The organism is Rossellomorea sp. H136, assembly GCF_056838065.1.
Window position 1 is genome coordinate 3,804,465 of record NZ_CM166371.1, and the last position, 12,269, is coordinate 3,816,733.

At 41.3% G+C, this 12,269-nt stretch carries 12 protein-coding genes; 2 read left to right on the forward strand and 10 right to left on the reverse strand.

What is annotated here, in order from left to right:
- Nucleotides 1-193: 193 nt before the first annotated feature.
- The 6 genes from ACYH0O_RS19440 to sppA form a co-directional block, all read right to left on the reverse strand.
- The gene (locus ACYH0O_RS19440; RefSeq protein ID WP_482632618.1) at nt 194-1,180 is read right to left on the reverse strand and encodes a class I SAM-dependent methyltransferase; all 987 of its coding nucleotides are present in this window, start codon (nt 1,178-1,180) and stop codon (nt 194-196) included.
- Between the two features lie 132 nt (nt 1,181-1,312).
- A complete protein-coding gene (tpx, locus tag ACYH0O_RS19445; protein ID WP_149157128.1) occupies nt 1,313-1,813 on the reverse strand; it encodes a thiol peroxidase in 501 nt (166 codons plus the stop codon).
- 129 nt (nt 1,814-1,942) lie between these two features.
- Nucleotides 1,943-2,410 (reverse strand): GerW family sporulation protein, encoded by a 468-nt coding sequence (ytfJ, locus tag ACYH0O_RS19450; RefSeq protein WP_482629987.1) that lies wholly within the window; start codon nt 2,408-2,410, stop codon nt 1,943-1,945.
- Nucleotides 2,411-2,425: 15 nt separating this feature from the next.
- Nucleotides 2,426-3,136, reverse strand: a complete 711-nt coding sequence (locus tag ACYH0O_RS19455; RefSeq protein WP_482629988.1) for a DUF2953 domain-containing protein — start codon at nt 3,134-3,136, stop codon at nt 2,426-2,428.
- 369 nt (nt 3,137-3,505) lie between these two features.
- The gene (locus tag ACYH0O_RS19460) at nt 3,506-3,991 is read right to left on the reverse strand and encodes an RDD family protein (protein WP_482632619.1); all 486 of its coding nucleotides are present in this window, start codon (nt 3,989-3,991) and stop codon (nt 3,506-3,508) included.
- A 71-nt stretch (nt 3,992-4,062) separates the two neighbouring features.
- Complete coding sequence (gene sppA / locus ACYH0O_RS19465) at nt 4,063-5,073, reverse strand: signal peptide peptidase SppA (RefSeq protein ID WP_482629989.1); 1,011 nt, start codon at nt 5,071-5,073, stop codon at nt 4,063-4,065.
- A gap of 156 nt (nt 5,074-5,229) precedes the next feature.
- On the opposite strand from sppA, the gene ACYH0O_RS19470 reads away from it, so the two are divergent.
- A complete protein-coding gene (locus tag ACYH0O_RS19470; RefSeq protein ID WP_482629990.1) occupies nt 5,230-6,030 on the forward strand; it encodes an NAD kinase in 801 nt (266 codons plus the stop codon).
- 191 nt (nt 6,031-6,221) lie between these two features.
- On the opposite strand, the gene rarD is transcribed toward ACYH0O_RS19470, so the two are convergent.
- From rarD to mbcS, 3 genes are all read right to left on the reverse strand, one after another.
- Nucleotides 6,222-7,139 (reverse strand): EamA family transporter RarD, encoded by a 918-nt coding sequence (gene rarD / locus ACYH0O_RS19475; RefSeq protein WP_482629991.1) that lies wholly within the window; start codon nt 7,137-7,139, stop codon nt 6,222-6,224.
- A 73-nt stretch (nt 7,140-7,212) separates the two neighbouring features.
- Complete coding sequence (locus ACYH0O_RS19480; RefSeq protein ID WP_482629992.1) at nt 7,213-8,814, reverse strand: amidohydrolase; 1,602 nt, start codon at nt 8,812-8,814, stop codon at nt 7,213-7,215.
- Between the two features lie 751 nt (nt 8,815-9,565).
- Nucleotides 9,566-11,149: an acyl-CoA synthetase MbcS gene (mbcS, locus tag ACYH0O_RS19485; protein ID WP_482629993.1), complete on the reverse strand. Its 1,584-nt coding sequence runs from the start codon at nt 11,147-11,149 to the stop codon at nt 9,566-9,568.
- 581 nt (nt 11,150-11,730) lie between these two features.
- Between mbcS and ACYH0O_RS19490 the strand changes: the two genes are divergently transcribed.
- Nucleotides 11,731-11,925, forward strand: coding sequence for a hypothetical protein (locus tag ACYH0O_RS19490; protein ID WP_482629994.1), 195 nt, complete (start codon nt 11,731-11,733; stop codon nt 11,923-11,925).
- Nucleotides 11,926-12,013: 88 nt separating this feature from the next.
- Here ACYH0O_RS19490 and ACYH0O_RS19495 read toward each other — a convergent pair whose 3' ends face one another.
- Complete coding sequence (locus ACYH0O_RS19495) at nt 12,014-12,217, reverse strand: alpha/beta-type small acid-soluble spore protein (RefSeq protein ID WP_482629995.1); 204 nt, start codon at nt 12,215-12,217, stop codon at nt 12,014-12,016.
- Between the last annotated feature and the right edge of the window lie 52 nt (nt 12,218-12,269).

Genomic DNA, 12,269 nt, shown 5'->3' on the forward strand with positions numbered 1-12,269 from the left:
TGATAAGAGATAGTAGAGTGGAAGTGGGAGCTTGGAGGTCGCGCGAATTTTGTCGGATAAATCCAAAGAACAGTTAAAAAACCCAATTAAATATCGATATCCAAAAATCGAATACCTTGTTTCCTTCATACCCGTAACAGCAGGAGTGTAAAACACAAAAAAACAAGACCGCCATTGGCAGTCCTGTAATAAATTATTGTTTATTCTGTGCAAGCCACTGATCGATCTTAGACATGATGTCCTGCAGGGCTCGTTGATTCGATAGGCTTGGCAGCTGTGCAAGCAATACTTCTTTAGGTGGCTTCTGGCCATCTTTTTTCTTTTGAAGGATAAGGATGCTTTTCGCTGAGTTTTTGTTTTTGAATAGGGAAAGAGGCAGCTGTAAGAAGCCTTGGATGTCTGCCTTTTCTTTCAAATACGTTTGCAGCTGTGTGCTGTATGGAGATTCAAAAAGTCCATTTGGCACGATGAAGAAAAGGTATCCTCCTTCTTTCGTGTGCTTCAGGCTTTGTTCAATAAACAGATGATGGGCATATGAATGGCCTTCTTCTGCTTTCAACTCATAATCCTGTGCTCTCAGATCGTTCGGGTAATAACCGATAGGCAGGTCACATAACACAAGGTCTACAGGATCGATAAACAGCGGTTCGATGGAATCCTGATTAAAGAGCTGTAATGGGTGTTTTTGAAGATCGGCCCCCACGTATGCGAGTTTGATTAATACTTCATCAATTTCGACCCCGATGGATTGTGTTTCTTTTCCTGGCATTTGATTTAGAACCGTCGTCAGGAGGTTTCCTGTTCCGATCGCCGGGTCCAGGATCGTTAGCTTGTCCATTCCACGAGTGAACTTATTGACTAAGTAGCTGATAAATAACCCAAGAGAGTCCGGTGTCATTTGATGGTTGGGCTGTACGTTTTCTTTCATTCCTTTTAGTATCGCGAATTGAAAGGCTTTACGAATATTTTCATTCTCCAGCTGAGAGAGGCTCACTTCATCGTACTTTTTATTAAGGCGTTTCTTCGTCAGTTCACTAACTTCTTCTTGCAGGACATCACCCTGAAAAAGATTTTCTCCCGTTTCGGCAACGGCTTCTAAATAACTGCATGCTAATTCCTCTTGCAGCAGTGTAGCAGTTTCATCGATTATTCCAAATAATGATTCGACTGGCGAATTAATCATCGGCATTCATTCCTTTATCACAATTTCATTCATCTATTTTACCTTTGTCCATAACGATTGTAAAAAAAACAATGCTGACCATCTGAAAATCAGGTCAGCATGTCTAAGCATTGTTCAGTTGGTACGGAATTATTTAGCGTTCTTCACTGCTTCAACGGCAGCGTCATAATCCGGGTGGTTTGTTGCTTCACTTACATATTCCACATACGTTACTTCATCGTTGCTGTCGATCACGAATACGGCACGGGCAAGCAGACGCAGTTCTTGAATGTGCACGCCGAATGCTTCACCGAAAGAAAGATCGCGGTGATCCGAAAGCGTTTGAACATTCTCGATACCGTTTGCTCCACACCAGCGCTTTTGAGCGAATGGAAGATCCACAGAAATCGTCAATACTTCTACATTATCAAACTTGGTTGCTTCTTCATTGAATTTTCTTGTTTGTGCATCACAAACACCTGTATCGATGGAAGGAACGACACTGATCAAACGCACCTTGCCTTTGGAATCATTCAGTGTGACTTCCGATAAATCATTAGCTAATACTGTGAAGTTAGGAGCTTTATCCCCCACTTTCACCTCATTACCTAATAGAGTGACAGGGTTATTCTTAAATGTAATGTTTGCCATTATTTGTTCCTCCTCCATAATAATATGTACATGTTTATAGTACAGAAAAACGATACAGTAAAGCAAATCATAGGGGTTCTTTTCAAAAAAAAGATGAGCTCACTCATATTCGAGTAAGCTCTTTATCTTTTACAGATCAAGTTTTTGATTGTGATTACCCTGACTGTTCTCGTCCTTTTTCATCATACCCTGAATCTTTTCGATGGCACCAGGAGCAAGATCCAGCAGGCGATCGATCAGATGAGTGCTTTCATCTAAATGGAGCATCTTGATTCCTTTTGAACTGACGATCAAAAAAGCGATCGGCGTAATGGAGACGCCACCCCCGCTACCTCCACCAAATGGCTGCTGTTTAGGAGATGACTTGTCACTACCTCCGTCTCCGCCTTTTCCACCGCCATCATCTTTTCCTTTACCACCATCAATGATAAATTCACTTCCGCCTGCAGCAAATCCAAAGCCAACCTTTGATACAGTCAGGATGACACTTCCATCGGGTGTTTCAACGGGATCACCGATAATCGTATTCACATCGATCATTTCTTTTAAATTTTCCATTGCCGTGGTCATTAGACCTTCAATAGGATGTTCTGACATGTAAAGACCTCCTTATTAAACTGAATGTTTTTCTCCAGAAAGTGTGGAAAGGGGCTTTGTCTTGAACTTAACCATACCACCTCTCCAATACCGAAGAATCTTGAAACCTACTAGGATAGCATTCCCTATGCGAAACTGGATAATACATGAAAATTGCGTTTGGATCACAGCATGCTGGAACGTCGGAGTCACCTCTATGACGGGCATGGATTGAAGGCGCATATAACCGCTCAGAATCCCGATGATACTTCCTTTCATTCCCCAGATTGTTCCTGTTAACGTCCCTGTTGAAGCTGCATCGCCAGTGCCGAATAACGTTTTCCATTGCACATCATCCAATTTGACTTTCTTAAGAAACGACCTGATGATTCTGTGAAGTGACTGGACATGTATGATGATCTGCTTTGTATCATTCAAACTATCTATAAAATCATTTGGAGTGATTTTCTTTTTAGAAACCTTCTTATTTGATGGATCGCTTTCATTGCCTTTTTTCTTCTCTTCCTCAAATACGACATTCGGACCATCGTCATCGAGTTTGACCAACGGGATATCGATTGTATATTTTAGCAAGCCAAACCATGCTCTAAGCTTCACCTTGAAATGGTCATTATCATTTCCGTGGTACAGCGAGAGAGTAACGGTAAGCTTCGTTATAATCAGAAGAAATAAGATCAACAAGATAAGTGCCATAGCGATTAATAATGCCCAAATCCACCAGCTCATATTTTCACACCCTTCAACCTCTTATTATGGCCTTTACCTGGGAAAATAAACTAGGGAAGAGAGATTTTATATGGGGATCGGGCTTGTTTTATGGGGAAAAGAGAATTATTTGATGGTCAAGGGATGAATATTGCGGCACTTGAGGGCAATCTGAACGTCTGCTTTTTAATAATTGCGTCGTTTCCCATTGGAATTGCGTCGTATTTTCAATTATTGCGTCTATTCTAGCGTTATTGCGTCGTTTTTCAATAATTTGCGTCATTTTTAACGGTTATTGCGCCATTTTACATTTAATGTAAATGAGCAATACTTCCCTCAATAAAAAAACCAAACCCATATAAACAGGTTTGGTTTTCAAACAACAATTATTTAAAGTGCAGGCTTAAATTCCAGCTGCTTCTTTTCCTGAACCACCGTCGTATCGGCAAACAAATCATGTATTCCTTGTTTTTTATTTGTAAAGGCTACAACCACATAGAGAATAAAGATCGTGGTAGAGATAAATCGACCGATCAGCTCTCTAAATATAATCGTTCCCCACGCTGGCTTCCTTCCTTTTAAATCGATTACCTTAATGCCGAACACCATTTTACCGATCGTTTGGCTGAAGTATTTGGTCATCAAGACGAAGTATCCATAAAAGACGATACTCGTTAATATCGAAATCGGCGCAAACATGGAGCCTTCTGAAAGTGAAATATCCAATAGTTTAAAGACTGGATTCACTACTAATCGTGTAATGCTGCCAATCACGATAAGGTCAACTAAGTACGCCCAAAATCTTATCCAAAAACCTGCTAAGTAATATCCATCGTGGTTCACGAGCCTTGATTGATCAGGAGAAGGGGAATCGATTTCGATCCGCTCCTGCTCTTCATCATGTAGTACAGAACGATCTTGTATGTCACTCACTTCATTCACCTTCCTTATTCAGAGTATAGATACATTAATCGCGGAGAATTTGGTTTAGATAGCAGCTTCATTAATGCCGCTGCTTCCATGTCCTGCCCTATCATTTTCTTTGCACCCATACTGAAGAATTCTGAGAAAGGATCGCCTGCAGTATATTCAAATACTTGAGCATCTTTTAACTTATAATCTTTTTTCATGGCATCAATGGTATCCTCTACATAGCCGAATTCGTCAATTAGATTGACTTCTTTGGCCTGGATTCCATCATATACTCTTCCATCTGCAATTTTCTTGACCTCTGCTTCTGACATTTCACGGCCACTCGCAATGACATCCACAAAGCCTTCATAGGAATTATCGATCATGGATTGAAGAATCTTTCTCTCTTCTTCCGTCATTTCACGTGTCGGGCTCATGATGTCTTTGTATGGTCCGCTCTTGATGGTCACGAAATCGACTCCATACTTTTCAGCTAATTCTGAGTAGTTGATGCTTTGCATGATCACACCCAGTGAACCGGTCAGTGTTTCTTTGCTGGCGAATATTTTCGTAGCCGGTGCAGATATGTAGTAACCTCCGGAAGCTGCTGTGCCCCCCATTGATACATAAATCGGCTTCTTCGCTTTATCCATGATTTCTACAAGCTTTGAATGGATTTGAGCACTCTCCACTACGCCGCCACCAGGGGAATTCACTTTTAAAATAATCCCTTTGACAGATTTATCTTTTTGAACCGCATCCAGCTTATCCATAAAGAGTTCATGGTTGTATCCCGGGCTTTCAAATAGAGAATTAGCGCCGCCAGTATCCTGAATGACACCCTCTACCTCTAAAACAGCGATTCGTTTCTGGGCATTCCCCTCATCAATCACTTCTTCTGAAAAAGGATTATCTGTTGCGCCAAGCATGTCTTCAAATGCTTTATTAAAGTCACCCGTCGCTGCAGATGTAGCGAAATTGACTACGACAGAAACAAAGAATAACCCAACAGCAATACCTAATGCCGTCCATCTTTTTGCATTCATCTTGTATATTCCTCCCTTGTTTACCCTATCTTATGTAAGGATATGAATATCATTCTCATGTGAAAACATGATAGAATATTCACTAAGTTAGATTCTAGCAAAATTTCATGGAAATGGGAAAAATTATCTTATTTTTTATTTGAGGAGGTACATACGATGAATAACCGTCGAAATATTTATTTCTATGCCTTACATGAAGAAGGGATGCAGGCAAAGCTGGACCGATTATACGAGCTTGCCAACCGTTATGATTTCAACATTGTTGATTCTCCAAAAACAGCGAATATCATCGTCAGTATCGGAGGGGATGGAACATTTCTTCAAGCCGTGCGCAAAACCGGCTTCAGACAGGATTGCTTGTATGCAGGTGTTTCAACAGGTGGTACTCTGAGTATGTATTGTGACTTCCATATTGATGACACATCCAAAATGATTGAAGCGATGACAACCGAGCAAATCGAGGTACGCAAATATCCGACCATTGAAATTACAGTTGATAACCAAACCTCCTTCCATTGCCTTAATGAATTCAGCATCCGCTCCGGCATCATCAAAACCTTCGTCATGGACGTATTCATCGATGATAATCATTTCGAAACGTTCCGCGGAGATGGGATGATCATTGCGACGCCTACAGGAAGTACCGCTTATAATAAATCGGTCAGCGGAGCAGTCGTGGATCCGATGCTGCCTTGTATTCAAGTAAGTGAGATGGCGTCCTTGAATAATAACCGCTACCGTACGCTCGGGTCTTCCTTCATTCTAAGCGGTAAGCGCAGCTTGGTTCTTAAAATTGTTCAGGACGGTAATGACTACCCTGCAATGGGGATGGACAATGAGGCTCTTAGTATTCAACACGTGAAAAAAGTCGAAGCGAAGTTAAGCGATAAAATCATTAAAACGGTAAAATTAAAGGATAATTCGTTCTGGGAGAAAGTGAAGCGATCGTTTTTATAAAATAATGGGAATGGGATCAGAACCCCTCTGTTGTGCCAAAACCAGGCTAACTTGTGCCACTTACGGGTAAACTTGCGCCACTTTCAACCAAACTTGTGTCACTTCTCTCGTTTATTGCGCCAAAATGTGAACAAAACCAAGGCGTCCCTATACAAAACGCTCCAGCACATGCTGGAGCGTTTCGCATTTTATCAAGCGGACAATCTCGCTTCCCGTCTTCGCTTTCTGGCATACTGCACTCTTGAAGCTGTGAAAATCGTTAATGCGAGCCATATGAACATAAACGAGATGAGATGGGTGAATGAGAATGTTTCGTTATAGACCCATATGCCGAGTATCAACGTGAGGGTCGGTGCAATGTATTGCAGGAATCCGACCATATAAAGCGGGATTTGTTGAGCACCCTTTGAAAAGAACAATAATGGGATTGCGGTTACTGCCCCGGCACCCATCAATAAGAGGTCCGTCCCTGACGATACATGGAATAAAGACAGGGAACCTTCATTGTACATATAGCCCAGGTAGAGCAGTGATAGCGGTGCGATGGTCATGGTTTCCAGGGTCAGGCCGATGGATGATTCGACTTGGATGAGCTTTTTGGCTAATCCGTATAAACCGAAAGAGAATGCAAGACCGATAGCGATCCATGGGAAGTCACCGTAGGAAATTGTTAAAATCAGAACCCCGACCGCCGCCAATCCAAATGAGACCATTTGAGTTTTTGACAAGCTTTCCTTCAGGATAAATACCCCTAACAATACGCTCACCAGGGGATTAATATAATACCCAAGGCTCGCTTCCACCATTTGATTTGTATTCACGGCCCATATATAAATAAACCAGTTTGTACTGATCAATAAAGAAGCAAGTAGTAATGCAAACAGCTGCTTCTTTTTCGTTAAAGATGTTTTTAAATATACGTGAAAGTCCTTCCAGCGTTTACTTACGAATAAAAATAAGAGCATAAACCAAAAGGACCAAAAAATGCGGTTAGCGAGAATCTCATAAGCGGAAACATGATTTAACCATTTCCAATAGATCGGGAGAATTCCCCATAAAAAATATGAAAAAGCTGTGTAGATGATTCCAGCTTGATCATTCTGCTTCATAAAAACACCCCCAAAACTATTTCTATTTCCGAAATATCTCCATTATATCCATGAAAAGTTTTGGGGGCAATGATTATTTATTTTTTTTATAAACGATGGTTTCGTCTACAACCGTCATATCTACTACTTTGTTTAACAATTGATCGGCATCCACTTTGAACGGATCGATGTCTAAAACGGTAAAATCCGCCGTATATCCTTCACGTATCTGCCCTCTATCACTTTCATGGTGACAGGCATAGGCACTTCCCTTTGTAAACAGGGAGAGGGCTTCATACATCGTAAGCTTTTCTTCAGGACGATACTCTGTTTTGTCAGGATCCAATGGATTCGTTCTCGTAACCGCCGCATGAATTCCCCAAAGCGGATTAATCGGCTCGATTGGCGCATCAGATCCACCGGCACATGGAATGCCTTCTTCAAAAAGTGTTTTCCACGCATAATTATACTGCATGTTTTCCTCTCCAAGTCTCTCAACTACCCAAGGAAAATCTGACGCAACGAACCTTGGTTGAATATCAAGAATTAACGGAAGATCCTTTATCTTCTCGATCAGCTCTTTACGCAGGATTTGGGCATGAATGAGTCGATCCCGTCTTCCATAGTGAGATGGCACTTTCATGATGCTATCGAGTACATTTTCAAAAGCCTGATCACCAATCGTATGAACGGCAATCGGAAGATCATACTTTCTAGCCTTCTTCACAAGTTCAAGAAGTTTTTCGTTTGTATGGATGCTGACTCCGGTCGTACTTGGATCATCGGCATATGGATAGCTTAATAAAGCAGTCCTGCCGCCTAAAGCCCCATCAGCAAAGATCTTCATTGCACCGAATTCAATAAATGGATTGCCGCTGAGGAAATGGTGACCATCTGCCTTCCAATCTTCAATCACTTCATGATGAACCAATAGATGAGCCCTGAATTTTTTCTTGCCTTCGGTGATCGTTTTTACAAATGCATCATACGTTTTCTTAAAGTTTCCATAGTAGCTTAAATCTTCAGTATGACCACCAACCAGTCCGTGCTCCCAGCAGCTTTCGATTCCTTTTGTCAGGGCACCTACCAGATACTCTGAGGAGATGGCCGGTAATGCATCGATCATCAGATCCTGAGCCTTATCCTTTAACAATCCGTTTAATGCACCAGCCTCATCCCTCTCAATCAATCCTCCAGAAGGGTGGGGAGTCCCCTCATCGATCCCTGCATTTTTTAAAGCGAGCGAATTAACCACCATGGCATGACGGCAAATGCGTTTCAGGAGTACAGGATGAGCCGGTACGACTTCATCAATTTCCCGCTTGGTTAAAACCGCCGCATCACTCCAGAGATTTTCGTTCCAGCCTTCGCCAATAACCCATTCACCTTTCTCAAGGCCCTTTGCTTTTTCTTTTATTGCCTCTAATACTTCCTGCTTACTATTCATACTGGAAAGATCGAGCCTCATTAACGTTTCGCCATGACCGATCAGGTGCATGTGACTATCGACAAACCCGGGAAACATCACTTTTTGCTGAAGATCTACTTCGGACTCTATCGTGAATTGATCATTCTTCACGAGGTCGTCAGATGAGCCGAGCCCTTTGATGACCCCATCTTCCGTGTAGACCGCTTCAACATGATGTCCTTCCTTTTGCATTGTGTAAATGATTCCGTTTTTCCATAAAGTGCCCATGATGTTTATCCCTTCTTTATAAAAAAAATTCTGTTTTTCAAATGTACCATATTATAGGAGGAATCTGAAAGAGAAAGCTTTTTCATGGCTCTTTTCGTAAACATTGTGGCTTTGCATAACTTGCCAAAAGTGAATTTTTGCTTTAGATGAGTGGTAGTGTGAAAACATGGACCGTTCCTTTCCGCTCCAGGCACTTGCCTTCCACTACAATCCACTCTGTGCTTCATATTCTTACTGCCTAATGACGGATAAACAAATACCAAAAGCTCCTATTATAAATATGTTGAGCGTTTGTATCATTTAACTCAAAGGGTAATCCGAGACAGGTATCCTTACTATGATGATATAGTTGAAAACGAAATCTACCAAAAGCGTGTTGTTCATTCTTAGTTATATTCACCTCTATTTCAATCGGATCTGGGCTGAGTTTACGACTGTTTAAAATAAAAACCAAAAAGTTAAATTATTTAGTTTGTCTTTCTTATTACCTTTAAACTCTGTCACAATTTTTTTATATGGTGATGAGAACTTCGTAGACTCCTGCGGAAGTACGGTTGTGCCGAGCCCCCGTTCGGCTTCGGCTAAGCTAAGGAGGCTCGGCCGAACGTCCGCGGAAAGCGGAGCAGTTCCCCTCACCATCTAGCACATACTGATTGACAGAGCTCAAGCAGACCTTATGTTAATAGACAACACTCTTTGCGAAATGAGCTTTTCATAAAAATAGAGAGCCCTATAGGCTCCCTATCCCTGATTAGTTTTTAACTGAATTCATTTCTTTTTGTCTCAGCTCGATTCTTCTAATCTTTCCTGAAGTTGTTTTCGGTAATTCTTTCACAAATTCAATTTTACGCGGGTATTTGTACGGTGCTGTTAAGTCTTTAACATGCTGCTGAAGAGCAGGAATCAATTCGGGATCCTCTTGATTCACATCATTTCGCAGTACGACAAAGGCTTTCACGATCAGTCCCCTTACTTCATCGGGACTTCCTACAACGGCACATTCCTGAACCGAAGGGTGCTTGACTAAAGCATCTTCCACTTCGAATGGTCCAATGGTATATCCGGAGCTGATGATGATATCGTCTCCACGCCCTTCAAACCAGAAGTAGCCATCATCATCCTTTTTCGCTTTATCACCTGTAATGTAGTAATCCCCTCTGAATTGCATCGCCGTACGCTCGGGATCTTTATAATAATTTTTGAATAGAGCAGGTGTGTCTACGTGAACCGCGATATCCCCAACTTCTCCGACTTCACTTGGATACCCTTCCTCGTTGATGATTTCGACTCTGTTGCCGGGAGTCGGTTTCCCCATTGAGCCAGGTTTCAGCTCCATGCCTTTCATGATGCCGACGAGGAGTGTGTTTTCCGTTTGGCCATACCCATCACGGACTTCTATATTAAAATGTCTTTTAAAAGCATCGATGACTTCCCTGTTTAAAGGCTCTCCCGCCGATACTGCACTATGTAGTTGATTTAGTTTATAGGATCCCAGATTATCCACTTTGGCCATCAGGCGATACTCTGTTGGTGTGCAACACAGAACGTTGACTTCATTGTCCTGAAGCAATTGAAGATATTTATTAGGGTCGAATTTCCCTTGATACACAAGTCCAGTGGCTCCTGATCCCAGTACAGACAGGAAAGGACTCCATATCCACTTCTGCCACCCCGGCCCTGCAGTAGCCCAAACCGTGTCTCCCTCATTAATGGATAGCCATTCACGTGCTGCCGTTTTTAAGTGAGCGTATGCCCAGCCATGGGTATGGACCACTCCTTTAGGGTTTCCAGTCGTACCTGACGTATAAGAAAGGAACGCCATATCATCACGCATTGTATCAGCGAATGATAATTCTTCAGAAGCAGTTTTCATCTCTTCCTCTAACGCAATCCATCCTTCTTGTTTGTCTCCCACAACGAACTTTTGGAGATTTTCCATTCCTCTTACGTTTTCAAACTGCTCAACAAATGGAGAGTAAGCTACAATTCCTTTCACGTCACCGTGGTCGATTCTGTATTCAAGATCCTTCGTTCTAAGCATTTCTGAGCTCGGGATCACCACGAGCCCTGATTTAAGAGCAGCAAGGTACACAGCGTACGCTTCAATTAAACGGGGAACCATCACAAGAATGACATCGCCTTTTTCCAGGTTCGAACCCAAGAAAACGTTTCCAATTCTATTTACATTGTTCAATAATTCCCGGTAGGTAATTTCGTCTTTTGTTCCCTCTTCATCTTCCCATTTAATTGCAAGTTTCTGTTGATCACTTGCGTACTTCTCTACTTCCTCTACTAAATTGTACTTTTCTGGTGCGATAAGTTCTTCCCTCTTCATTCTGACTCCCCCTTGTTTGTCGATTCTTCTCTATTATACAAAATAATTCAAATTTTTAAAATTATTCGTTTATATTTTTCCTATATACAAATTATGAGGATTTTCGACAAAAGGGTCATAAATCAGGGGTGATTTACAAAATCCGATCAAAAAATAACATCATCTTGCAAAGAAAAAGGCTCTTTTCTTAAAGTTTGTAGCTATCTTAGAGAAGAAAGTTATAGTTGATTTCCGCTACAGGACCAGGAAGCTCCTATTGTAGATGTTTTTACAGTTTTTTTCAGAAACAAATTTAACGGCATTTAATCGATAAAACCAACCTTTATAATATTGAATATGAATTAATGGTAATTCTACACCCGTTATCAATTACATTGTGATTCACAGAAAATCATCAGAGAACAATAAAAGCATTAAAAATTTTTTCATTATTGAGGTCGTTAATTGAATAACACCATATTGAGGCTGGGATAAAAGTGTTTTAGTCTAAGAAAAACACGAACAGATCTGCTTGCTATCAGGCATATTTATTCGGACTATTATTTATTTTCGATACATTGAATTTTAGCTATTTCCAGCGGTTGATTGGAGAGCAAGACGAAGACTCCTGCGGGAAAAGTAGCTTATGTGAGACCCCGCAGGCTTGCCGAGGAGGCTCACGAGTTACCCGCGGAAAGCGTAGTCTTGCACGGAAATCATTAGCGGTATTAAGAACCTACCTATTGTTCGTCTTATATCGTGGTTTTTTAGTTTTGTTCCAGCCTCTTTCATCATAGTAAAAAACAACATTAGACTTTAATAGAGCCAAAAAGAAAATTTAAAAAGGAGCGAGAGAATCTCGCTCCTTGTAGCCATTATATTTAATTATTTTGAAAATCCGCCACCGATTTGTTGTTCAGCCATTTGAACTAAACGTTTAGTGATTTCACCACCTACAGAACCGTTAGCGCGTGCTGTTGCATCTGGACCAAGTTGAACTCCGAATTCTGAAGCGATTTCGTATTTCATTTGGTCGATTGCTTGTTGAGCTCCTGGAGCTACTAATTGATTTGAACTGTTGTTTGCCATGTGTTTTCACCTCCTTGTGAGTATAGATTGTGTAAAAACACATGGCTTCATA